Origin of the sequence: Variovorax sp. LjRoot175, assembly GCF_964253805.1 — a bacterium.
In the GTDB taxonomy this organism is placed as follows: Bacteria; Pseudomonadota; Gammaproteobacteria; order Burkholderiales; family Burkholderiaceae_C; genus Variovorax.
The window spans coordinates 602,949-623,781 of record NZ_CAXURY020000001.1 but is presented as its reverse complement, the minus strand read 5'-3'; the positions used below and the strand labels follow the sequence as shown (position 1 = coordinate 623,781).

The window sequence follows — 20,833 nt, the reverse complement described above, 5'->3', positions numbered from 1 at the left end:
CAGCGCGGCTTCAGCGCAGCGCGTAGCCGGCCACGACACCGGCAAACACGGTGAAGCCCAGCCAGTGGTTGAGCCGGAAGGCCTTGAAGCAGCCGTCACGCGTGCGGTCGCGAATCAGCCGCCAATGCCACAGCGCCTGCGCCGCCGCGATGCCGATGGCGGCGAAGAAGGCGGGGCCCAGGGCCTCGCTCGCGCCGGCCGCGGCCCACACCGCCAGAAAGATCGCGTAGCTCGCCATCACGGCCGCAACATCGAAGCGGCCGAAGGTGATGGCCGAGGTCTTCATGCCGATCTTCAGGTCGTCGTCGCGATCAACCATCGCGTACTCGGTGTCGTAGGCCAGCACCCAGAACAGGTTGCCCGCCAGCAGCCACCACGCGAAAGCCGGCACGCTGGAATGCACGGCCGCGAAGGCCATCGGGATGCCGAAGCTGAATGCGATGCCCAGCACCGCCTGCGGAATCGACACGAAGCGCTTGGCATACGGATAGATCAGGGTCACAGCCAAGGCCGCGAACGACCACAGCACGGTGACGCGGTTGGTCGTGAGCACCAGCGCAAAGGCGGCCAGCGCGAGCACCGCCCCCACGGCGAGCGCCTCCTTGACCGAGATGGCTCCGCTGGTGACGGGCCGCTGGGCGGTGCGCTTGACATGGCGGTCGAAATCGCGATCGGCCACGTCGTTGACGCAGCAGCCGGCGCTGCGCATGAGGATGGTGCCCAGCACGAACACGGTGAGCAGGTGCCAGCCCGGCCAGCCTCCGGCGGCAAACCACAGGGCGCCGAGCGACGGCCACAGCAGCAGCAGCCAACCGGCGGGACGATTCCAGCGGATCAGGTCCAGGTAGAGCGAGAGGCGGCCGCGCGGCGCGGCAGCAGTGGATGCGGACATGGGCCGATTTTGCGTCACGCCAAATAGACGCCCTCGTTTGCCACACTAGAATCCGGCGGTTCGCGCGACGCGATCACCCTTTGCATCGAGCCCGGCCCAGCGCCAGGACCGCGCAAAAGGCACCCAACCCAGACATTTCCAGGCAGGGCACATCCGGTTTAGTCATCGCTTCGATGGCGAGCCGCGTGGCGCTTCGCGATCCGGTTCTTGCCCTGAAGGAAATCCATGTCTCTACGCCCACGCGCGCTGCGCCCACGCCTGCGCCATCTGCCCCTGACCGCTGCCGCGCTCGCCTTGCTGCATTGCACGGCGCAGGCCCAGAACAACACGCTGAAGGAAATCACGGTCAGCACGGAGCAGGACGCCGGGTACGCCCCGGCCGCCAGCAGCACCGCCACCAAGGGCAGCGCACCGCTGCGCGACATACCGCAAGCCGTCAACGTGCTGCCGGCGCAATTGCTGCGCGATCAAGGCGTCACCTCGATGCAGGATGCGTTGCGCAATGCGCCGGGCGTCTCCTTCAGCAGCGGCGACGGCCAGCGCGACCAGGTGGTCATCCGCGGCTTCACCGCCATCGCCGACTGGTTCGTGGATGGTGTGCGCGACGACGCGCTGTACTTCCGCGACCTGTCGGATACCGAGCGCATCGAGGTGCTCAAGGGGCCGGCCGCAGTGCTCTACGGCCGCGGGTCGTCGGGCGGCCTGATCAACCGCGTCACGAAGAAGCCGGTATTCGGAGAGTCCTTCGGCGAGGTGTCGCTCGGCCTGGGAAGCCACGACTTCAAGCGCGCGACCGCGGACCTCAACACGCCCATCGGCGAGAACATGGCGTTCCGACTCAACGTCGCCCGCGAGAAGTCGGGCAGCTACCGCGACCAGCAATTCATCGACCGCTACAGCATCGCGCCCTCGCTCGCGATGAAGTTCAGCCCGCAGACCGACCTGCTGCTGCAATACACCAACGCCCACGACCAGCGGCTGACGGATTTCGGCATCCCGGCGCTCAACGGCCGGCCGGTCGGCGTGCCGATCGGCACCTACTACGGCTCCGCCCTGGCCAAGCGCGACGACACGAGCACCTCCAAGGTCCAGTCTTTCACCGCCACGCTGAACCATCGTTTCAGCGATGAACTGAACCTGCGCAACACGACGCGCTACTCCAGCTACCACCTGGATCGCTACAACACGCTGCCCAGCGGCACCACCGACCCCGTGCGCCTGACCGTGGGCCGCACCCGCGGCTTCGTCGATCGGGACGAGAGCGGCTGGTTCAACCAGACCGACTTGACGTGGCGCAACGACATCGGCGGCTTCAAGCAGGAATGGCTCGTCGGCACGGAGTTCGGCGTGCAGGACAAGCGCGCCTATTCCGTGTCCTCGGCCGTCGGTTTTCAGCGCGTCAGCATCTTCAATCCTGTCGCTGTTCCGCCACCCATCCCGCTCGCCAATTATCTGGCGACGAGCGCGATTCCCAGCAACTCCACCTTCAAAACCTCTGCGCTGTACGCGCAGAACCAGATCACGCTGGCGCCGCAATGGAAGGCGCTGGTCGGCGGGCGCTACGACGTGTTCGACCAGGAGACCTCGTTCGAGCGCAGTCTCCCGCCCCTGACGCGCACCGACAAGAAGTTCAGCCCGCGCGCCGGCCTGGTGTGGCAGCCCGGCGAGGCGCAGTCCTACTACCTGTCGTACAGCCGCTCCTTCCAGCCCTCGGCGGAAACCTTCGCGCTCTCGGCCAGCAACGCGGACAACGCACCCGAGATCACGGTCAACAAGGAGATCGGCGCCAAGCTGGACTTCCTGGACGGTGCGCTCAGCTTCACGGCCGCGGCCTTCAACCTGGAGCGCTCGGGCATCAAGAACAGCGATCCGGCCAATCCGGCGCGGCAGATCAACGTGGGCACGCAGCGCACCAACGGACTGGAACTCACGCTCGCCGGCAAGCTGCCGGGGCGCTGGGACGTGAGCGCGGGCTATGCCTACCTGGACGGGCGGATGGTCAAGTCGGTGGCCACCGTCAGTTCACTGCAACTGCCGGTCGGTGCACCCATCCCGGTCCAGGGCAAGGTCGCACCGCTCACGCCGCGGCACTCGGCCTTCGTCTGGCTCATGAAGGACCTGGGCCATGGCTTCAGCGCGGGCGGCGGCCTGAACTACGTGGTCGCGCGCTACGCCTCCCTGACCAACCTGGTGACCCTGCCAGGCTACATGACGGCCGACCTGGCGGGCAGCTACAAGACGGATCGCTACGAGTTGGCGCTGAACCTGAAGAACATCTTCGACAAGAAGCACTACATCTCGGCCCACGGCAGCGTCGACAACCTGATCATTCCGGGTCCGCCGCGCGAACTGCAGCTGACCCTGCGCGCCAAGTTCTGATCGGGGCGGATCAGTCCTCGAGCAGCGAACGCAGCATCCAGGCCGTCTGGTCGTGCACCGTGCAGCGCGCGGTGAGCATGTCGGCGGTCGGGTCGTCGCCGGCCTCCTCGGCCACCGGGATGAACTCGCGCGCGATGCGCGAAACGGTCTCGTGGCCCTTGACCAGGATGCGCACCATCTCCATCGCCTTCGGCGGATCTTTCGGCACGTCGGGCACGGTCGCGATCTTGCTGAACTCGGCATACGAGCCCGGCGCGTAATGACCCAGGGCGCGGATGCGCTCGGCAATGACGTCGGTCGAACCCCAGAGCTCCGTGTACTGCGCCATGAACATCGCATGCAGCGAGTTGAAGTGCGGGCCGGTCACGTTCCAGTGGAAATTGTGCGTGGTGAGGTAGAGCGTGTAGGTGTCGGCCAGCACGCGGCTCAGGCCTTCGGCGATGGCGGCGCGGTCCTGACGCTCGATGCCGATGTTGATGATCGGCGCATTGCGGCTGCCCGACTCCAGGGCCACCACGGCGCCGCCCTTCTTGGGCACTTTGCCGGCGGAGGCCGAGGGTGCAGCGGAGATCGGGGACTTGGATTTCTTCACGACTTTGGCCATGGCGCGAGTTCTTTCTTCAAGGTTGGATTGGCGGTCAGAAACTTTAGAAGCCAAGGGCGGGCTTCACAACAGCCAAACTCTATCGCAGCGATTGCCCTCGGCCGGGGTCGAACGCGCAGGCCGATGACGGCAAGTCCTACGAGAGTCGTTTGACGCCCGGCAGCTCGCAGGCGTAGATCGCGTTGCGCAGCGCCGCGATGGCCTCGTAGCGCGTGAAGCTGCGGCGCCAGGCCAGCACCACGCGGCGCGTCGGCTCGCCGCCCTGCTCGTCGCGCACGGGGAGGTAACGCACGATCTGCTCGGGCTCCTTGCCGCGGCCTTTGGCCTTGGACTTGAGCGCACCGTTCGGCACCGACAGGCGCGGCACCAGCGTCACGCCCATGCCGGCCGCCACCATGTGCTTGATGGTTTCGAGCGACGAGCCCTCGAAGCTCTTGCGGATGCCCTCGGCATTGCTTGAGAAGCGCGCGAACTCGGGGCAGACCTCGAGCACGTGGTCGCGAAAACAGTGGCCGGTGCCGAGCAGCAGCATGGTCTCCTTCTTGAGCTCGTCGGAGCTCACGGATTCGCGCTCCGCCAGCGGATGATGGACGGGCACGGCCGCCATGAAGGGCTCGTCGTAGAGCGCTGCCATCGCCAGGCCGGTGTCGGGAAAGGGCTCGGCCATGATCGCGCAGTCGATCTCGCCGGCGCGCAGCATCTCGAGCAGCTTGACGGTGAAGTTCTCCTGCAGCACCAGCGGCATCTGGGGGGTGCGCGCGATGTTCTGGCGCACCAGGTCGGGCAGCAGGTAGGGGCCGATGGTGTAGATCACGCCCAGGTTGAGCGGCCCCGACAGCGGGTCCTTGCCGCGCTTGGCAATCTCCTTGATGCTCGCGGCCTGGTCGAGCACGCTCTGGGCCTGCTGCACGATCTGCTCGCCCAGCGGCGTGACCGTGACCTCGCCCGCGCTGCGCTCGAAAAGCTTGACCTCGAGTTCGTCTTCCAGCTTCTTGATCGCGACCGACAAGGTGGGCTGCGACACGTAGCAGGCCTCGGCCGCCTTGCCGAAATGCCGCTCACGCGCGACTGCAACGATGTATTTGAGTTCGGTGAGAGTCATAGCCTGCGTCAATTATGCGCAGACGCTGCGACCTCTGCCGAATTCAGGCTTTGAGGTACTCCGCCTTGCTGCCGAGCCAGCGGTCGACGTGCTTGATTGCGAGTTCCGGATGGCGGTCGAGCATGCGCGGCGCCAGCGCCCGCGCCCAATCGAGCAGCAACACATCGGTGCTCAGGTCGGCAAAGCGCAGGAGCGGCGCGCCCGACTGCCGCGCGCCGAGGAATTCGCCGGGCCCGCGGATCTCGAGGTCGCGCCGTGCGATCTCGAAGCCGTCGCTGGTTTCGGCCATCGCCTTGAGCCGCGCGCGCGCCGCCTCGCCGACCCGGCCGCCTTCGTTCGGCGCATAGAGCAGCACGCAGGCCGAAGCGGCCGCGCCACGTCCGACACGCCCGCGCAGCTGATGCAGCTGCGAAAGCCCGAAGCGCTCGGCATGCTCGATCACCATCAGCGAGGCATTGGGCACGTCGACGCCGACCTCGATCACCGTGGTGCTGACCAGCACCTGGAGCCGGTTGGCCGTGAAGCTCTCCATCACCGCCTGCTTCTCGGCTGTCGGCATGCGCGAGTGCAGCAGCCCCACGCTGACCTGCGCGCCGAGTGCGGCGGCCAGCTCGTCACGCGTTTCGGTCGCGTTGCGCAAATCGACCGCCTCGCTTTCTTCGATCAGCGGGCAGACCCAGTAGACCTGCCGCCCTTGCGCAAGCTGGGCGCGGATGCGATCGATGACCTCGTCGCGGCGGTGATCGGCCACCAGCTTGGTCACGATCGGCGTGCGGCCCGGCGGCAGCTCGTCGAGCGTGGAGACGTCGAGGTCGGCGTAGTAGCTCATCGCGAGCGTGCGCGGGATTGGGGTGGCACTCATCATCAGCAGGTGTGGTTCGAGGTCGCCGACGGCCTTGCCGCGCAGGGCCAGGCGCTGCGCAACGCCGAAGCGGTGCTGCTCGTCGATGATCGCCAGCGCGAGCTTGTCGAAGCGCACCTTCTCCGAGATCACCGCATGCGTGCCGATCACGAGCGCGGCCTCGCCGTTCTCGACCGCGGCCGACATCGCGTCGCGCTCCTTCTTCTTCTGGCTGCCGGTGAGCCAGGCGACACGCAGGCCGCGCTCGGCCAGCAAGGGGTCGAGCCAGCCGACCAGCTTGCCGAAGTGCTGCGCCGCGAGGATCTCGGTGGGCGCCATCAGTGCGCACTGGTAGCCGGCATCGATGCAGCGCGCGGCGGCCAGCGCCGCCACCACGGTCTTGCCGGAGCCTACGTCGCCCTGCAGCAGGCGGTGCATCGGGACGTCGCGAGCGAGGTCGTGCGTGATCTCCTCGCCGACCCGATGCTGTGCGCCGGTCAATGCAAAGGGCAGCGTGGCCAGCAGTTCCTTGTACAGCGAGTCACCGGAAGCCGCCGCCGAAAGCACCGGCGCGCGCTGCGCCGCGCGGGCCCGGCGCGCCTGCAGTTGCGAGAGCTGCTGCGCCAGCAGTTCGTCGGCCTTGAGCCGCTGCCAGGCGGGGTGGCTGTGGTCTTCCAGCGTGGCCATCGCCACGTCGGGCGCCGGGTAGTGGAGAAAGCTCAACGCCCGGCGCAGTTCCCATGCGCCCGACGGCGCGAGCGCCGGCGGAATGGTCTCGTCGAGCACCGCCCGCGCCAAGCCGGAGCGCACTTCGCGCCGCAGCATCGGCTGGGCCAGCCCCGCGATCGTCGAGTACACCGGCGTCAACGCCTGCGGCAGCTCGGTGCCCGCGGCCTTGACCGTCGGATGCATCATCTGCCGCCCGACGAAACCGCCGCGCACCTCACCGCGCACCCGCACCCGCGCGCCGACCGCGAGCTGCTTCTGCTGCGAGGGATAGAAGTTGAAGAAGCGCAGCTGGCAGGTGTCGCTGCCGTCGTCCACCGTCACGATCAGCTGACGGCGCGGCCTGAACACGACTTCGCAATCCCTCACCACGGCCTCGATCTGGGCCGTGTCGCCGTCGCGCGTGTCGGCCAGCCGCACGATGCGCGTCTCGTCCTCGTAGCGCATCGGCAGGTACAGCGCGAAATCGATGTCGCGCAGGAGCCCGAGCTTGCGCAGCGCGCGCTGCACCGGGCTCAGGCCCGCGCCGGGCGCTGGCGCCGGTGCTGCTGCGGGCTTTTCCGGTGGAGACGACTTGGCGGCGGCGGGCATGGGACAATTCTGCCCGGCTCTTCGCCGCCTCTTCCTCCGCCTCCTTGGCACGGGCCCGTCCGGCCCTCAAGCACCATGCGCGCCTTCACGCTTTCCGATTTCGATTTCGACCTGCCGCCCGAACTGGTGGCCCAGCATCCCGCCGCCGAGCGCAGCGCCTCGAGACTGCTCGACGGCACGGTCGATCCACCCATCGGCCGCATCTTCAAGGACCTGCCCTCGCAGTTGCGCGCCGGCGATCTGCTGGTCTTCAACGACACGCGCGTCGTCAAGGCGCGCCTCTTCGGCGAAAAACCCACCGGCGGCAAGCTCGAGCTGCTGGTGGAGCGCGTGCTGCAAGGCAACGAAGTCGTCGCGCACATGAAGGTCAGCAAGAAGCCGCCGGCCGGCACCGCGCTGGCGATGGCCGGCGAGTTCCGGGCGACGCTGCTCGGCCGCTGGCCCGACGAGAACGGCGCGCTGTTCCGCTTCCGCTTCGACAGCGCCGCCGGTGAAGACCCCTATGCGCTAATGGCCCGCTGCGGCCACGTGCCCTTGCCGCCGTACATCGAACACGCCGACTCGCAGGACGACGAGCGCCGCTACCAGACCGTGTTCGCACGCGTGCCGGGTGCGGTCGCCGCGCCGACCGCGGCGCTGCACTTCGACGAGGCGCTGCTGGCCGAGCTCGAGGCGCGCGGCGTGCAGCGCGCCAACGTCACGCTGCACGTCGGCGCCGGCACCTTTCAGCCGGTGAAGACCGAGAACATCGCCGATCACGCGATGCATGCAGAGCGCTACGAGGTGCCCGAGACGACGCAACGCGCCGTCGCCGAAACCAGGGCGCGCGGCGGCCGCATCGTCGCGGTCGGAACCACCACCGTGCGCACGCTCGAATCGTGGGCCAAGAGCGGCGAAGCGGCGGGCGACACGCGCATCTTCATCACGCCGGGCTTCGCCTTCGAACACGTCGACCTGCTGGTCACCAACTTCCACCTGCCCAAGAGCACGCTCATGATGCTGGTGAGCGCCTTCGCGGGCTACGAGCGCGTGATGGCGCTCTATGCCCACGCGATCCGCGAGCGCTACCGCTTCTTCAGCTACGGCGACGCGATGCTTCTTTCGAGACAACCATGCTGAACTTCGAACTCCTCGCCACCGACCCCGCGAGCCATGCGCGCCGCGGCACGCTCTCGCTGAACCACGGCGTGGTGCAAACGCCGATCTTCATGCCCGTGGGCACCTACGGCACCGTCAAGGGCGTGATGCCGCGCAGCCTCGAGGAGATGGGCGCCCAAATCATCCTCGGCAACACCTTCCATCTCTGGATGCGTCCCGGCCTGGACGTGATGGCGAGCTTCGGCGGCCTCCACCAGTTCGAGAAATGGGACAAGCCCATCCTCACCGACTCGGGCGGCTTCCAGGTCTGGTCGCTGGGTGCGATGCGCAAGATCAGTGAGGAGGGCGTGAAGTTCGCGTCGCCGGTCAACGGCGACAAACTCTTCCTCACGCCGGAGGTCTCGATGCAGATCCAGACCATTCTCAACAGCGACATCGTCATGCAGTTCGACGAGTGCACTCCCTACGACACCCAAGGCCACCTCACGACCGAGGCCGAGGCGCGCAGTTCTATGGAGCTCAGCCTGCGCTGGGCGCGCCGCTGCCAGGCGGAGTTCGCGCGGCTCGAGAACCCCAACGCGCTCTTCGGCATCGTGCAGGGCGGCATGTACGAGAACCTGCGCGAAGAGTCGCTGGCCCAGCTCGTCGAGATGGACTTTCCCGGCTACGCGATCGGCGGCGTGAGCGTCGGCGAACCCAAGGACGAGATGTTGCGCATCATGGCGCACACGCCGCACCGGCTGCCGGCGCACAAGCCGCGCTACCTGATGGGCGTGGGCACGCCGGAGGACCTGGTCGAGGGCGTGGCACAGGGCGTCGACATGTTCGACTGCGTGATGCCGACGCGCAATGCGCGCAACGGCACGCTGTTCACGCGCTTCGGCGACCTCAAGATGCGCAATGCGCGCCACAAGAGCGACCCGCAGCCGATCGATGCGAGCTGCAGCTGCCATGCCTGCGCCGGCGCATCAGGCGTGTCGTGGAACGAAGGCGGCCGCGACGGCTTCAGCCGCGCCTACCTGCACCATCTCGACCGCTGCGGCGAGATGCTGGGCCCGATGCTCACGACCATCCACAACCTGCACTACTACCTAAACCTGATGCGCGAGATCCGCGCGGCGCTCGATGCCGGCGCCTACACGCAGTTCCGCGCGCAGTTCAAGGCCGACCGGGCCCGCGGCGTCTAGGAAGCGCCTACTTGGCGCCAGGCACCTTGATGGGCAGCGGCGTCGTGTAGGGCTCGATGCGCAGCAGCTCGTTCTTGAACAGCGCGACCTGCCGCAGCGGCGCCTGCACCAGCGCGCCGCCCGCATCCTTTTGCGACGCGTACTGCCACACCGTCAAGGGACTCTTGTCCGCCAGCAGCGCCGCGAAGCGCTGCACTTCCGGCGTGCTGCTGGCGCCGAGCTGAGCCGCCTCGATGCCGACCACGATGTCGTCGCGCGGCGAAACCACCTTGAAGAGACGGACGGTCGCCGGCTCCTGCGCATGGGTCACGAGGCTCGCCGCCGACAGCAAGGCAGCAGCGACCGACGCGACGTAAAGACCTGCGGCGGCATGGCGGCGAATGAGGTTCCTGAACATGATCGTGCTCTGAATCAAAGGCGTCGAGCGTAGCCAGAACCCGCTCGCGCGAGAACACGCCGGAAGCCATACGCCGCACGCGGGAGTGCCCGCGTCAGCGCTGCGGCAGCAGCGACCAGCGCCCTGAAAGCGAGGCCCCGGGCGCGAGGACAGTGCCGCCCACTTCGCCGAGCCCATGGCGGTCCCACAGGTTGAAAGCATCGGTGCACTGGCTCACCGGCTCGGCGCAGAAATGATCCGCGCCGCTCGGGCAGTACAGGACGAAGAAGTCGAGCGGCGCCTCGGCCGCCATCGCCAGCGCGCACGAAGCCGTCGGCCATTCGATGCGGGCCTCACGCAGCCATCCTGTGAAGTTGTTGTCCAGATCGAGCTCGGCCAGATCCACGCCTTCGCGCAGCCGGGCCACCTCTTGCGTCGGCTCGAGCGCGACCGGCATCACCTCCGCATCGCCACGCCACATGGCGCCGGTGTTCGCCGACAGGCGTGTGCCCGCGTGATGGATGAAGTAGGGGTGATGGCCGATGCCGGCCGGCATCGGGGCGCTGTCGCGGTTGATCAGCGTGATGGTGCAACGCAGCCCCGTCGCATCGAGTTCGAACAGCTGCGAGGCTTCGAAGCGCCAGGGCCACTGGGCATCGGCCTCGACGCTCAGCACGAGCTCCGCGCGGGTTGGCGAGGCCTCTGCCACCTGCCATGGCCGTTGCCAACCGATGCCGTGAAGCGGATGCCGGCCCGAGGGCCCCGCAGGATGGCCCGGCGCAATGGCGATGTCGCGCCCGCCGACATGCGCGCGGCCGTCGCGAAGGCGATTGCACCAGGGCAGGAGCGGAAAACTCGCCATGGCCAGGAGATGACGTGCGGCCAGCGCATCGGCCGTGGCCGGCCGCAACCAGTCGAAGCGCCGGCCGTCGCGCTCATCGTAGAGGGCTGCGATCGCGCCGCCGACCTCCGGCGCCAGCACCAGATGCAATGCGCCCGCCGCAAGATGCACCAGTTCGTCGTTGTCGTTCATGGGAGTGCGTGCCTTCGATCGTTGATGCGAACGCGGCATTCTCGGCCACCCGGGTGACACGCACCATCGTTGGCGTGGAGAATCGCAACTGGCACTTCGTTCCTGCACGGATCCTCCTCATGACGGCATCGCCCCCCTCCGCCCGCTATCCATCGCTCGCCGGCCGCAGCGTGTTCATCTCCGGCGGCGCCACCGGCATCGGCGAAAGCCTGGTGCGCGCCTTCCATGCGCAGGGCGCGCATGTGGGCTTCTGCGACATCGATGCGGCTGCGGGCTGCGCGCTTGCCGCCCGGTTGCAGGGCGAAAACGAGGTGCTGTTCCACGAGTGCGACGTAACCGACGTCGCAGCGCTTGGCGCAGCCATCGCCGCGGTGCGCGCGCGCTTCGGGCCGATCCGCGTGCTGCTCAACAATGCGGCCAACGACCGCCGCCACGAGATGGCCGACGTCACGAGCGAAGACTTCGATCGGCTGGTTGCGATCAACTTCAAGCACCAGTTCTTCGCCGCGCAGGCCGTGGCCGAGGACATGCGCGCGCAGGGCGGCGGGTCGATCATCAACTTCGGCTCGATCAGCTGGATGATCAAGGGCGCCGGCTACCCGGTCTACCAGGCCTGCAAGGCGGCCGCGCGCGGCCTCACGCGTTCGCTGGCGCGCGACCTCGGCAAGGCCAACATCCGCGTGAACTCGATCGTGCCGGGCTGGGTGATGACCGAGCGCCAGTTGAAGCTCTGGGTCAAGCCCGAATCCGAGGCCCAGATCGATGCCGCCCAGTGCCTGCCGGGCCGCGTGATGGCCGAGGACATCGCCAGCATGGCGCTCTTTCTCGCGGCCGACGATTCGAAGATGTGCACCGCGCAGGACTACGTGGTGGACGCAGGCTGGACCTGAGGCGGAATACCCGGCGCCGCCGCGGCAGCCGCACCGGTCCCGCAGGCGTGGCAGAAGCGCGAGAACGCGCTCTTGCGCGCTTCGCAGACGCCGCAGTGATCGAACAGGCCGATGCCGCAATGCGGGCAGAAATCGATCTCGGTGTTCTTCAGGTCCACCGGCCGTTCGCAGCCCGGGCACACACTCTTGGCGAGCCGCGCCAGCGCGGTGTCGTAGCTCAGCTCGTTGCGGCGCACCGTGTCGGGCTGCGCCTCGGCCAGCTTCTGGCGCGCGAGATAGCGGTTGAGCGCGATGATGGCGTAGCGCCCCACGAGCACGGTCACCACGATGCCGACCACGTAGCGCACATAGCCGCCATAGCTCGGCAGATAGGGCACGAGCTCGACGAAGAAGGCGAAGAGCGCGAAGTAGATGAAGCCCCACACGAAAGGCCAGTAGGTGCTCTTGCGCTTCTTCACGAAGAGCCAGCCGGCGATCAAGAGCAGCGGCAAGGTGAGCGCGAGCCGGTAGCCGAACACGCGCAGTTCGACGCGACGGTTTTCCGCCTCGAGCTTCTTGCGCGCTTCGTCTTCCAGCGGCGCGAGTTTCTGCTGCGCGCTCTGGCGCGCCTGCCGCGCATCGAGCGCGATCTGGCGCTGCGCGCCCACGGCCCTCTGGGCGTCGTCTTCCCTGGCCTTCAGCGTATCGAGCGCCTTGGTGCGCGCGATCAACTCGGTGTCCTGGTCGGGCTGCGCAGTGGCGCGCCGCGTCGCGAGCCAGTTGCCGAAGGTCTCGCGCGCCGCCCGGCTGGTCTGCTGGGCGGTCAGGAGCGCGAGCTCCGCCTGCTCGCGCTCGCGTGTCGACTCCTGCTCGGTGCGCTGCGCGTTGCGGATCGTGGCGCGAAGCGGCTCGGCCGCCGCCTTGTCGATGAAATCGTCGAGGGTCAGCGTGCGCTCGACCTGCGGCAGATCGCCGACGATCGTGCTGCCCAGCCCGACCAGAAAGCTCGCGAACACCAGCGCCACCACCCAGAGGCCGCGGCGAAACCACTTTTCGGACAAACGCAAGGACTTGCTCATCTCAATAGCTCCTGTTTCGATTCAAAGGTATCGCTGCCACAGCGCATTGCTCAGCCGTCCTTGAGGGTCTACCGCGCGCTTCACGGCCCGGAACGCATCAGCCTGAGGATAGGCGGCAGCAAATTGCGCCCGGGTCGCATGCAGCTGATAGGGCAGGTAATAGGTTCCGCCGCACTTCAGCGCAGCGTCGATCATGTCGCGGGTCCAGCGGCCGGCATCTTCCAAGGCTTGGGAGTCGGTGCGCTGCTTGTAGTACACGACGAATGAAAACACTTCCTCGCGTGCCCAAGCCAACATCGACACCTCGTCGGTCGGCGAATGCCGGATCGACACATTGAGCACTTTCGCCTGGTGCTTTCGGATGATCCGTGCCATCTCGGTTGCAAAGACGAGAAAGTGCTGCGTCGGAATGAAGTACTCCTGAAGCACGTAGGTGGATGCTCGCCGGCTGGCTGGCTCCAGCGAACGAAGGTCCAGGCTCGCCTCGTAGTTCAGCCAGACCACCTCCGGTCTATCGAGCAACGCAGGGCGGATGTATTTGCGCTGCAGCGCATCGCCGTTCGGCAGCTCGGTCACTGCCCAGACCATGCCCTGTTCCAGCCGATAGCTCCGATGGCGCGGAACCAGTCGTGCGGCCACCGTCAGTGGCTTGTCCGAGCGACGCCAGCTCACGGCCGATGCCTCGTCGAAAAAGGGCGGGACCAAGTCAGCGTTGTGCAGGAGGAATCCGTTTGCGGCCCGCACTTCCCGCTCGAACCAGGCCGGATAGTCCCGCAGCGCCAGTGCCTCGACCGTGCGTTCGATCCGCACGTTGTCGTCCAGTGCAAGCTCGACCTCCGTGATCACGCCGACGGCGCCGTAGCCGCCGATGGCCGCGCGAAAAAGCTCCGGGTGCTTCTGACGATCGACCTCGACGATCTCGCCATCGGCCAGCACCAGCTGCAGCGCTCGCACAGAGTGCCCGATCGGCCCATGGCCCACATACCGGCCATGAGCGTTCACCGACACGGAGCCGCCGACGGTGAAGTTGGCATAGCTCTGCATGGTCTGCACCGAGAGTTGATGTGCGTCGATGTGATCCTGCAGGTCGCGCCAGCGCATGCCGGCCTCCACACGCACCGTCTTCGTGTCGGGGCGCAGCCAGACCAGCCGATTCATTTCACGCATGTCGATGTGCAGGCCACCTGCGACTGCAACCTGGCCGCCCATGGAATAGCGTCCGCCGCCTACAGCGATCAGGCCGGGCCACTCGAGAAGCGCGTTGCGAACTGCTTCGCGCGAGCGCGGAGTCACCACACGTTCGACTTTCACCGTGTAGAGCCGCGTCACGTTCTCGACGGGGTGCAGCGTTCCGCTATGGACCTCCGTGGGCGAGACCAGCAGCAGGCCGGCCCCCATCAGTGCGGCGGCGAGCAGGGTGCGGCGCGATACTAGGATGCCGCTTGCCGGGCTCATAGGCGCAGCACCACCGGCGCGGCGCCGAGCCCCGCCCGCGGCAGCCAGGCGAACACCGAATCGACCGTCACCGTTTCGATCCGATCGGAGAAGCGCTTCTCGTTGGGATGGTCGTCGAAGGCCACGTTGGCCGAACCCACGCGTCCGCCGAGTCGCGTGAGCGGCCCGAGCTTCAGCACGCCGGGCTCGTAGCCCTTGAACTGCAGCCAGGCCTGCGCCTGCTCGCGGGTGCGGATGGTGCCGGGCTCCATCGCCGCAGCCAGCGTCTCGATCGCCCATTGGTTCGACTGCTGGTACTTGTGACCCCAGGCGTAGCTCACGATGCTGTAGGGCGCGGCGTGCAGCCGCGTGATGCGAGCGGGCGATTCGTTGAGCGCCGCCAGCACCTGCGCCTGCACGGCCGGCGCCGGGATCACCCAGGCGGCTTCATGGCGCCAGAGGTCATCGAGGAAGAATTCGCCCAGCCCTTGGCGATAGATGGCTGCCACCGCCGTGCCGCACTGGTTGAGCTTGTGGACCACGCGCCACGTTCCCGCCTCTGTCTTGTAGGCCAGGCCCAGATGCGAGTAGCGCAGGCCGTACTTGCTCAGGTCTTGCCCCGCACGCGCCAGCAGCACGACCCGCGCACCGCTTGCATCGAGCCTTTGTGCCGTGCGCTCGGCGAGCTGCATACCCTTCATGACCGCCGCCGCGCCGGGCTTCTGCTGTTCACAGGAACGACCGGCGTGCGCGTTGAGCGGAAACAGGAAGAGCCCCGCCAGCACCACGGCCGCCGCCGCCGCAAACACCTGAAGAATGGCCCGGAGCATTCGGCGCGGGCGGGAAACCTGGGCCCGGTACTCGATCTCGTAGGGGCCGAAGTTGGTGGGCGCGCGCCTCATGACAGCCTCTCGTTGTAGAGCAGCGCGCGGCCGACCGCATTGGGCACGAAGGCCAGCACCTCGCCGGCCGCCGACAGCACGATGCCCGAGCCGATCACGCTGACCGTGACCATCGTGCCGACAACGACCGAGGCACCGTGGGCCGCGCGGCCCAGTACCTTGACGCTGGCCCGGGCGCCATCGGAGGCACGTTCGAGCAGGTAGACGGTACCGTCGACCGATGCCTCTACCGCCACCACCGTAAGCACCGAGCCGCCCACCGACAGCGCCGCGGGCAAGGCCACCGCGGCACTCGCCGCGCTGCCGGCCACCGAGGCGACGCCGACGACCGAGGCCAGCGGCAGCATCGAGAGCGCTGCCGAGGCTTCGCTCTGTGCATGAGCGTGAAGCGGGGCGGCAACACCCGCCATCGCGGCGCAAGCCGCCATCAGAACCGTGACGAAGGACTTCTTCATGATGTGCTTTCGAAAGATGAGGTGTATGGAGTGCTTCATTCGCCCTGGCCGGCTTCGGCGCGGGCTTCGCGGCGGCCTTGGAGGCGCGCCTCGGCGAGATCGGTTTCATGGCGGTCGCGCAGGGTCTTGGCGAGCGTGAAGGCCGAGCTGATCAGGAACAGCCAGCTCACGCCGAGAAAGGCCTTGTAGGTCTCGCTGATCTCCATCCGCAGCAGGCCCCAGCCGGTCAGGCCCATCGCGGTGAAGAAGCCGCCCCAGACGACCAGCTTCCACATCGGCGTGTCGCCGGCACCGGGCGTCGTGCCGCGCTGGTTGTCACGCACGAACTTCGCCAGCACGAAGGCGGCCGAGAGGCAGAACACGTAGCCCATCACCATGAACGCGCGGTCCAGCGCCTGCCCCGGCAGCCAGCCGAGCCCGGTCGCGCAGAGGAACACGGCCATCCCGAAGGAGATCCAGACCTGGACTTGCCAGGCACGGGTGTCGCGTTCGATGGAAACGGTGGAAGAGAAGGGTTGCATGAATGCCTCGCGGCGTAGTGAAGGTGCGCGAATGATGGTTCGCACTTCCTCGGCGAGGCGCAAATTACTGCACCAGTGGCGCCTTGCGGCGCCTCCGGTATCTCTAGTCGATACCTTGGCGCACCCGACGGCGCAGCAGGTCGTCGCGCGTGAAGGGCCGCTCGGTACCGGCCAGCCGCACCGCGATCACCCCGAGCGCGTCGTGCGTGGGCGCGGTAGTGCCGGGGCGCAGGAAGAGCATCGGCGAGACCATGCTGATCAGCAGCAGGATCCAATGAAGCCGCGGCGGCGGCCGGTGCTGTTGCTGCCACAGGAAGAACGCGCTGACGGCCGCGCCCAGCGCGAATCCGGCGGCCACCTCCGACTTGGAATGGGCATAGATCGCCAGCCTCGACAGCCCGATGAGCGCAGCGAAGACCCAGCCGAGCGTGGCGGCGGAGACGCGCACGCGCGGTTCCCAATGCGCTGCGGTCAGCCAGAAGGCGACCGGCCAGACGCTGGCCGAGAGCATGGTGTGCCCGCTGATGCCGGTGAAGTTGAGCATGGCGCTGCCGATGCCCCAGCCCATGAAGGCGATCTTCGAAGCGGCCACCATGGCGCCGGCGGAGCCGAACAGCGCGAGCCAGCGCCATGCGATCGGCCGTGTGACCGTCCGCACGCCCAGCCACACGGCAATCCAGGCCGCGACAGGCAGCAGGAAGCCGCTGTCACCGAACCAGGTGATCGAATACCAGAAGCCGTCAGGCAGGAACAGCATCAGCTCGGCTGGCTTTCCAGCAGCCCGCTCACGCGCCGCTGCAAAGCCTCGGGCTGCACCTCGGCGTGCCGCATCGCACTGCCGACATGGAGCCCCACCCGGCTGAAAAAGCCGCGTCGGAACGGACGCACCATGGCCACGTTCTCACCGTCGCGCACCTCGACGCGGCTGAAGTAGGAGCCCCAGAGATTGGTCAGCGCCATCGGGATCACCGGCGGATCGATGCCCTCGGCACGCGCGGCCTCGAGGATCTTCATCACCCCGCCCTTGAAGGGCTGCAGGCTGCCGTCGCGCGTGATCGCGCCCTCGGGGAAGATGGCGAGCAGATCGCCCTCGCGCAGCACCTGTACCGCGCGCGCGAAGGCTTCTTCATAGGCTGCCGGGTCTTCCTTCTGCGGCGCGATCGGAATGGCCTTGGCCAACCGGAACAGCCAGCCGAGCACCGGCACGCGGAAGATGCGGTGGTCCATGATGAAGCGGATCGGCCGCGGGCTCGCGGCCATCAGCAGCACCGCATCGATGAAGCTCACGTGGTTGCAGACCAGCACGGCAGCGCCCTCGGCCGGAATGTGCTCCTCGCCCTTGACGTCGAAGCGGTAGACGATGCGCGACAGCACCCAGGCCACGAAGCGCAGCAGGTACTCCGGCACCAGCATGAAGATGTAGAAGGCCACCACCGCATTGGCGATGCCGGTAAACAAGAAGATCTGCGGGATCGTGAAGCCGGCCTTGAGCAGCGCGCCGGCGATGACCGCGCTGCCGATCATGAACAGGGCATTGAGGATGTTGTTGGCCGCGATGATCCGAGCCCGGTGCGTGGGCTGGCTGCGCAGCTGGATCAGCGCGTACATCGGCACGCTGTAGAGCCCCGCGAAGAGCGACAGCAGGCCGAGGTCGGCCATCACGCGCCAATGGACGGACTGGGCCATGAAGGCACCGAGCCCCATCTCCGCCGCGGGCGGCAGCGCGCGCGAGGCGAAGTAGAGATCGATGGCGAACACGCTCATGCCGATCGCGCCCAGCGGCACCAGGCCGATCTCCACCTGGCGGCGGCTCAGGGTTTCGCACAGCAGCGAGCCGATGCCGATGCCGACCGAGAACACCACCAGCAGCAGGGAGGCGACCTGCTCGTTGCCGTGCAGTACCTCCTTCGCGAAGCTCGGGAACTGGCTCAGGAACACGGCGCCGAAGAACCACATCCACGAGATGCCCAGGAGCGAACGGAACACGACCAGGTTGCCGTGCGCCAGCTTGAGATTGCGCCAGGTTTCGCTGAACGGATTCCAGTTGATCACGAGGCCCGGATCGGTGGCCGGCGCGGGTGGAATCGCCTGCGCCACCGCGCGCCCCGCGAGCGCCAACAGCACGCAAGCCACCGCCACCGTGGTGTGGCCGACCTGCGGCAATGCCACGAGAAGGCCCCCGGCCACCTGTCCCAGCAGGATGGCGACGAAGGTCCCCATCTCGACCATGCCGTTGCCGCCGGTGAGCTCCCGCGCATCAAGCACCTGCGGCAGGTAGGCGAACTTGACCGGACCGAACAGCGTGGAATGCAGCCCCATCAGGAACACGCAGCCCAGCAGGACCACGGCGTCCGCACGCATGAAGCCCCACGCCGCCACCGCCATGATCGCGATCTCGAGATTCTTGACGAAGCGGATCATCTTCGTCTTGTCGTACTTGTCGGTGAGCTGCCCCGCGGTCGCCGAGAACAGCAGGAAGGGCAGGATGAAGAGTGCGCCGATGGCCAATCCCGCCATGGCCGGCGGCATCCAGCCCAGCTGCAGCTGGTAGGTCACCATCACGGTGAATGCGAACTTGAAGAGGTTGTCGTTCGCCGCGCCAGCGAACTGGGTCCAGAAGAACGGGCCGAACCTCCGCTGCCCGAGCAAGGCGAATTGATTGGCGTGCGCATGCGCTTCGGGCGCGATGGCAATGGAGGCGTCGACCGGTGCTGTCATGCGAATTCCCTGGCGGGTTCCTCAGGCCGTCACCGCGGCCGCGCCCGGATTGTGCCGCAGCGTCTGCCGCCCCATGGACTGCAACGCATGCAGCACCGGCAGCGCCGCCAGCGCCGCGACCAGGTGCTTGAGGCTGTGGCCCGACATCAGATGATGCGTCGCTTCGTAAATGGCATGGTCCGACAGCTCGAGCAACTTGGCCAGCGCGTAGAAGAAGATCACCCAGCCGAGCCTGAGGCCGATGGCGCCGTCCAGGGGCTTGGCAAGTGCCAGCGCGAGCACCAGCGCCATGCCGCCGAACTGGACCAGCGCCCACGGCAGCACGTTGCCGCTCACCTGGTGGACGGCCACCGCCAGCAGCCCGCCGGTCAGCGTGAACCAGGCGGCCGGCCAGCCGGCGCGGGCGCTGACTCGCTCGCAGACGGCACAGCCGATCAGGCCGGCGAAGGCCACCGCCATGCCGGCGCGGTCCGCCGCCAGCCGCAGGCCGTCGGGCTGCAGGTGGTAAAAGGCCGAGCCGGCGGCGATGAGGATCAGGCCCGCGAAGAACATCCAGGCGCAGTCGAGCGTGTTGACCGGCGGCTGGGCCGTGGCCTGGGGCAGCGTCGCGGCGTCCTGCGCCTCCTCGTGCGCCCGTTCCAGCCAGCGCAGCCAGCGCAGCCCCCAGACGCCGATCACCGCGAAAGGCAGGTTGCTCAGCACGTCCATCGCATAGGGCACGCCGTGCCAACCGCGGTCGTCGGCGAAAGGCGCGCCGCCCAGGCCGGGCGCCGGCAGGGCCGGGCCGGCGATCGCAAGCAGCAGGAGCAGGACGAAGAGGGACAAGAGGCCAAGTTCGCGGCGGGTCAGAGAAGGCAGAGGCATGGCGGGCTCCGGGTGATGTGTGTGCGGCGGAATGTAGGTTGTCAACCGCTCCGGGAGCATCGAGAATCGATACGGAGTACTTTTTCACGACCTCAGGTATCAAATCCCAATACTCCCGCCATGAGCACCACCGTCGACCTTGTGCAGGCTCTCAAGAACGAGCTCAAAACCGCCCGCATGACCTATGCGGATCTCGCCAAGTCGCTCGACATGGCCGAATCCAGCGTCAAGCGCATGCTCGCCAAGGGCGACATGCCGCTCACGCGGGTCGATGCGATCTGCCGTGCACTCAAGATCGACTTCGCCGAACTCGCCCGCCGCGTGGCCGATGCGCAGCCGCTGCTCAAGGAATTGACGCTCGAGCAGGAAAAGGCCGTGGTCAAGGACAAGAAGCTGCTGCTCCTGGCCATCTGCGTCCTGAGCCAGTGGACGCTGGAGCAGATCGTGACCGCCTACCGGATCAGCGAGGCCGAATGCATCGGTTACCTCGCGCAACTCGACCGCATCGGCATCATCGAGCTCCGGCCGCTGAACCGCTACCGCCTGAAACTCGCCAAGACCTTCCGCTGGCGCCCGCACGGGCCGGTGATGGACTTCTTCCGCGAGAACGTGGTGCTCGACTACTACCGAGGCGGCTTCGACGGGCCGGCCGAAGGCCTGCTGCTGGTTCACGGCTCGATCAGCCGCTCGCTGGCGCCGGCCTTTCTGGACCGGCTGCAGCGCGTGGCCCAGGATTTCGCCCAGCAACACCAGACCGACCAGAAGCTCTCGCCCAAGGAGCGCGAGGGCTACACGCTGCTGCTGGGCATGCGCAATTGGGAGTTCGAGCTGTTCACCCGCCTGCGCCGCGCGTGACGGCCAGGAAACCGGTTTCTAAGCTAAGATTCTTACCGCAGAAAAACGGATGCATCGACATCCCACCGTTGGCGCAAACTCCCATGAACGCTCAGGTGAACCTCGCATCGGTTCGAATCACTGCTCATTTAGTCAATTGCCGTCTGGAGAGTCATCACGCCAGGTGATGCGCCGAAGGAGCAAGTCCGTTGCAGGTCGCAGCGGATGAATCTCTCAGGTACCAAGGACAGGGGGAGCGGCATCTGAACCCCGGGTTACGGCAGCTCCGCACAGTGAGCGCCCAATCCCGCCGTTCATGCCATCCCAA

The 20,833-nt window shown here is 67.3% G+C and carries 19 protein-coding genes and 1 riboswitch; of the genes, 5 read left to right on the top strand and 14 right to left on the bottom strand.

Features of this window, described 5'->3' with window-relative positions:
* Positions 1-10: 10 nt before the first annotated feature.
* Positions 11-892, bottom strand: a complete 882-nt coding sequence (gene ubiA, locus ACSQ89_RS03205; RefSeq protein ID WP_436294461.1) for a 4-hydroxybenzoate octaprenyltransferase — start codon at positions 890-892, stop codon at positions 11-13.
* 225 nt (positions 893-1,117) lie between these two features.
* Here ubiA and ACSQ89_RS03200 point away from each other — a divergent pair, with 225 nt between their 5' ends.
* Positions 1,118-3,271 carry a TonB-dependent receptor gene (locus ACSQ89_RS03200; protein ID WP_436294460.1) on the top strand — a complete coding sequence of 718 codons (2,154 nt, stop codon included), beginning with the start codon at positions 1,118-1,120 and terminating at the stop codon, positions 3,269-3,271.
* Between the two features lie 10 nt (positions 3,272-3,281).
* Here ACSQ89_RS03200 and ACSQ89_RS03195 read toward each other — a convergent pair whose 3' ends face one another.
* From ACSQ89_RS03195 to recG, 3 genes are all read right to left on the bottom strand, one after another.
* Positions 3,282-3,875 carry a Dps family protein gene (locus ACSQ89_RS03195; RefSeq protein WP_436294459.1) on the bottom strand — a complete coding sequence of 198 codons (594 nt, stop codon included), beginning with the start codon at positions 3,873-3,875 and terminating at the stop codon, positions 3,282-3,284.
* A gap of 136 nt (positions 3,876-4,011) precedes the next feature.
* Positions 4,012-4,977, bottom strand: a complete 966-nt coding sequence (locus tag ACSQ89_RS03190; RefSeq protein WP_093105260.1) for a LysR substrate-binding domain-containing protein — start codon at positions 4,975-4,977, stop codon at positions 4,012-4,014.
* Between the two features lie 43 nt (positions 4,978-5,020).
* Positions 5,021-7,135 (bottom strand): ATP-dependent DNA helicase RecG, encoded by a 2,115-nt coding sequence (gene recG / locus ACSQ89_RS03185; protein WP_436294458.1) that lies wholly within the window; start codon positions 7,133-7,135, stop codon positions 5,021-5,023.
* A gap of 75 nt (positions 7,136-7,210) precedes the next feature.
* Here recG and queA point away from each other — a divergent pair, with 75 nt between their 5' ends.
* The gene (gene queA, locus ACSQ89_RS03180; protein WP_436294457.1) at positions 7,211-8,254 is read left to right on the top strand and encodes a tRNA preQ1(34) S-adenosylmethionine ribosyltransferase-isomerase QueA; all 1,044 of its coding nucleotides are present in this window, start codon (positions 7,211-7,213) and stop codon (positions 8,252-8,254) included.
* Positions 8,248-9,420, top strand: a complete 1,173-nt coding sequence (gene tgt, locus ACSQ89_RS03175; RefSeq protein ID WP_436294456.1) for a tRNA guanosine(34) transglycosylase Tgt — start codon at positions 8,248-8,250, stop codon at positions 9,418-9,420. The genes queA and tgt overlap by 7 nt, the downstream gene beginning before the upstream one ends.
* A 7-nt stretch (positions 9,421-9,427) precedes the next feature.
* On the opposite strand, the gene ACSQ89_RS03170 is transcribed toward tgt, so the two are convergent.
* Both ACSQ89_RS03170 and ACSQ89_RS03165 read right to left on the bottom strand, forming a co-directional pair.
* Entirely contained in the window at positions 9,428-9,817 is a 390-nt protein-coding gene (locus tag ACSQ89_RS03170) for a hypothetical protein (protein WP_093105476.1), read from the bottom strand.
* Positions 9,818-9,911: 94 nt separating this feature from the next.
* Positions 9,912-10,829, bottom strand: a complete 918-nt coding sequence (locus ACSQ89_RS03165) for an aldose 1-epimerase (RefSeq protein ID WP_436294455.1) — start codon at positions 10,827-10,829, stop codon at positions 9,912-9,914.
* A gap of 119 nt (positions 10,830-10,948) precedes the next feature.
* On the opposite strand from ACSQ89_RS03165, the gene ACSQ89_RS03160 reads away from it, so the two are divergent.
* A complete protein-coding gene (locus tag ACSQ89_RS03160) occupies positions 10,949-11,719 on the top strand; it encodes an SDR family NAD(P)-dependent oxidoreductase (protein WP_093105473.1) in 771 nt (256 codons plus the stop codon).
* Here ACSQ89_RS03160 and ACSQ89_RS03155 read toward each other — a convergent pair.
* From ACSQ89_RS03155 to ACSQ89_RS03120, 8 genes are all read right to left on the bottom strand, one after another.
* A complete protein-coding gene (locus tag ACSQ89_RS03155; RefSeq protein ID WP_093105245.1) occupies positions 11,692-12,777 on the bottom strand; it encodes a serine endopeptidase in 1,086 nt (361 codons plus the stop codon). The two genes, ACSQ89_RS03160 and ACSQ89_RS03155, sit on opposite strands and share 28 nt — an antisense overlap.
* 21 nt (positions 12,778-12,798) lie before the next feature.
* On the bottom strand, positions 12,799-14,232 hold the full coding sequence (locus tag ACSQ89_RS03150) for an FAD-binding oxidoreductase (protein WP_436294454.1): 1,434 nt from the start codon (positions 14,230-14,232) through the stop codon (positions 12,799-12,801).
* Positions 14,229-15,041, bottom strand: coding sequence for a DUF2145 domain-containing protein (locus ACSQ89_RS03145; RefSeq protein ID WP_436296612.1), 813 nt, complete (start codon positions 15,039-15,041; stop codon positions 14,229-14,231). Before ACSQ89_RS03145 ends, ACSQ89_RS03150 begins: the two co-directional genes overlap by 4 nt.
* 68 nt (positions 15,042-15,109) lie before the next feature.
* A complete protein-coding gene (locus tag ACSQ89_RS03140) occupies positions 15,110-15,568 on the bottom strand; it encodes a hypothetical protein (protein WP_436294453.1) in 459 nt (152 codons plus the stop codon).
* Between the two features lie 35 nt (positions 15,569-15,603).
* Positions 15,604-16,089, bottom strand: a complete 486-nt coding sequence (locus tag ACSQ89_RS03135) for a YiaA/YiaB family inner membrane protein (protein WP_436294452.1) — start codon at positions 16,087-16,089, stop codon at positions 15,604-15,606.
* Between the two features lie 103 nt (positions 16,090-16,192).
* On the bottom strand, positions 16,193-16,846 hold the full coding sequence (locus ACSQ89_RS03130; RefSeq protein WP_093105233.1) for a phosphatase PAP2 family protein: 654 nt from the start codon (positions 16,844-16,846) through the stop codon (positions 16,193-16,195).
* Complete coding sequence (locus ACSQ89_RS03125) at positions 16,846-18,807, bottom strand: MFS transporter (RefSeq protein WP_436294451.1); 1,962 nt, start codon at positions 18,805-18,807, stop codon at positions 16,846-16,848. Before ACSQ89_RS03125 ends, ACSQ89_RS03130 begins: the two co-directional genes overlap by 1 nt.
* 21 nt (positions 18,808-18,828) lie before the next feature.
* Positions 18,829-19,671: a hypothetical protein gene (locus tag ACSQ89_RS03120; RefSeq protein WP_436294450.1), complete on the bottom strand. Its 843-nt coding sequence runs from the start codon at positions 19,669-19,671 to the stop codon at positions 18,829-18,831.
* Positions 19,672-19,791: 120 nt separating this feature from the next.
* On the opposite strand from ACSQ89_RS03120, the gene ACSQ89_RS03115 reads away from it, so the two are divergent.
* Positions 19,792-20,526 (top strand): helix-turn-helix domain-containing protein, encoded by a 735-nt coding sequence (locus ACSQ89_RS03115; protein ID WP_093105224.1) that lies wholly within the window; start codon positions 19,792-19,794, stop codon positions 20,524-20,526.
* A 133-nt stretch (positions 20,527-20,659) separates the two neighbouring features.
* Positions 20,660-20,766: riboswitch (glycine riboswitch) on the top strand.
* Positions 20,767-20,833: the final 67 nt, after the last annotated feature.

What these genes read in the sequence shown, in the direction of transcription:
- ACSQ89_RS03190 (WP_093105260.1), bottom strand. Translation starts at nt 4,977, where the DNA reads ATGACTCTCACCGAACTCAAATACATCGTTGCAGTCGCGCGTGAGCGG.
- ACSQ89_RS03115 (WP_093105224.1), top strand. Translation starts at nt 19,792, where the DNA reads ATGAGCACCACCGTCGACCTTGTGCAGGCTCTCAAGAACGAGCTCAAA.
- ACSQ89_RS03195 (WP_436294459.1), bottom strand. Translation starts at nt 3,875, where the DNA reads ATGGCCAAAGTCGTGAAGAAATCCAAGTCCCCGATCTCCGCTGCACCC.
- ubiA (WP_436294461.1), bottom strand. Translation starts at nt 892, where the DNA reads ATGTCCGCATCCACTGCTGCCGCGCCGCGCGGCCGCCTCTCGCTCTAC.
- ACSQ89_RS03130 (WP_093105233.1), bottom strand. Translation starts at nt 16,846, where the DNA reads ATGCTGTTCCTGCCTGACGGCTTCTGGTATTCGATCACCTGGTTCGGT.
- recG (WP_436294458.1), bottom strand. Translation starts at nt 7,135, where the DNA reads ATGCCCGCCGCCGCCAAGTCGTCTCCACCGGAAAAGCCCGCAGCAGCA.
- ACSQ89_RS03140 (WP_436294453.1), bottom strand. Translation starts at nt 15,568, where the DNA reads ATGAAGAAGTCCTTCGTCACGGTTCTGATGGCGGCTTGCGCCGCGATG.
- ACSQ89_RS03200 (WP_436294460.1), top strand. Translation starts at nt 1,118, where the DNA reads ATGTCTCTACGCCCACGCGCGCTGCGCCCACGCCTGCGCCATCTGCCC.
- ACSQ89_RS03135 (WP_436294452.1), bottom strand. Translation starts at nt 16,089, where the DNA reads ATGCAACCCTTCTCTTCCACCGTTTCCATCGAACGCGACACCCGTGCC.
- ACSQ89_RS03165 (WP_436294455.1), bottom strand. Translation starts at nt 10,829, where the DNA reads ATGAACGACAACGACGAACTGGTGCATCTTGCGGCGGGCGCATTGCAT.
- ACSQ89_RS03160 (WP_093105473.1), top strand. Translation starts at nt 10,949, where the DNA reads ATGACGGCATCGCCCCCCTCCGCCCGCTATCCATCGCTCGCCGGCCGC.
- ACSQ89_RS03150 (WP_436294454.1), bottom strand. Translation starts at nt 14,232, where the DNA reads ATGAGCCCGGCAAGCGGCATCCTAGTATCGCGCCGCACCCTGCTCGCC.
- ACSQ89_RS03125 (WP_436294451.1), bottom strand. Translation starts at nt 18,807, where the DNA reads ATGACAGCACCGGTCGACGCCTCCATTGCCATCGCGCCCGAAGCGCAT.
- ACSQ89_RS03155 (WP_093105245.1), bottom strand. Translation starts at nt 12,777, where the DNA reads ATGAGCAAGTCCTTGCGTTTGTCCGAAAAGTGGTTTCGCCGCGGCCTC.
- queA (WP_436294457.1), top strand. Translation starts at nt 7,211, where the DNA reads ATGCGCGCCTTCACGCTTTCCGATTTCGATTTCGACCTGCCGCCCGAA.
- ACSQ89_RS03170 (WP_093105476.1), bottom strand. Translation starts at nt 9,817, where the DNA reads ATGTTCAGGAACCTCATTCGCCGCCATGCCGCCGCAGGTCTTTACGTC.
- ACSQ89_RS03145 (WP_436296612.1), bottom strand. Translation starts at nt 15,041, where the DNA reads ATGCTCCGGGCCATTCTTCAGGTGTTTGCGGCGGCGGCGGCCGTGGTG.
- tgt (WP_436294456.1), top strand. Translation starts at nt 8,248, where the DNA reads ATGCTGAACTTCGAACTCCTCGCCACCGACCCCGCGAGCCATGCGCGC.
- ACSQ89_RS03120 (WP_436294450.1), bottom strand. Translation starts at nt 19,671, where the DNA reads ATGCCTCTGCCTTCTCTGACCCGCCGCGAACTTGGCCTCTTGTCCCTC.